Source organism: Cetobacterium sp. ZWU0022, assembly GCF_000800875.1.
GTDB lineage: Bacteria > Fusobacteriota > Fusobacteriia > Fusobacteriales > Fusobacteriaceae > Cetobacterium_A.
This window is the reverse complement of sequence record NZ_JRJZ01000095.1, coordinates 1-494: the sequence shown is the minus strand read 5'-3', so window position 1 is coordinate 494 and position 494 is coordinate 1. Positions and strand designations below refer to the sequence as shown.

The following is a 494-nucleotide window of genomic DNA, read 5'->3' as shown; positions in this document are numbered from 1 at the left end:
CAGAACCAATAATCGCTTCCATCTTTGTGATATCTTTTTTAGTACGTTCAACAGTCTCTTCCTCTTGGCCTTCCATGATTTCTTCAAACTCACCATCAATTCTTGATAAATCTGGGAATCCCATATCCAATTTAACAAATCTATTTTCATAATAAATTTTAACAGTAGCTCCATCTTCAACAGCTCTTGTCATATCGTAAGTATCTATATAGTCACCAAATACAGCAGTTGTAGATTTATCATCAAAATCTATCGGTGTTCCTGTGAATCCAATATAATTTGCATTGGGAAGTGCATCACGAATATGTTTAGCATAACCATATTTACTGTTTCCATCTGCATCCATTTTAGCATCTAATCCATACTGTGATCTATGAGCCTCATCAGCTATAATATATATGTCACTTCTAGTACTAATAGCCTCTACAATCTCTCCAGCTTTAGGAGCAAACTTCTGTATTGTAGAGAATATTATTCCACCACTACTTACATTT

1 protein-coding gene is annotated in these 494 nt (G+C 34.2%); it reads right to left on the bottom strand.

The window, feature by feature from the left end; all coding sequences use genetic code 11:
- A partial coding sequence (locus L988_RS08225) for a DEAD/DEAH box helicase family protein (protein ID WP_047383304.1) occupies positions 1–494 on the bottom strand: 494 nt, incomplete at both ends.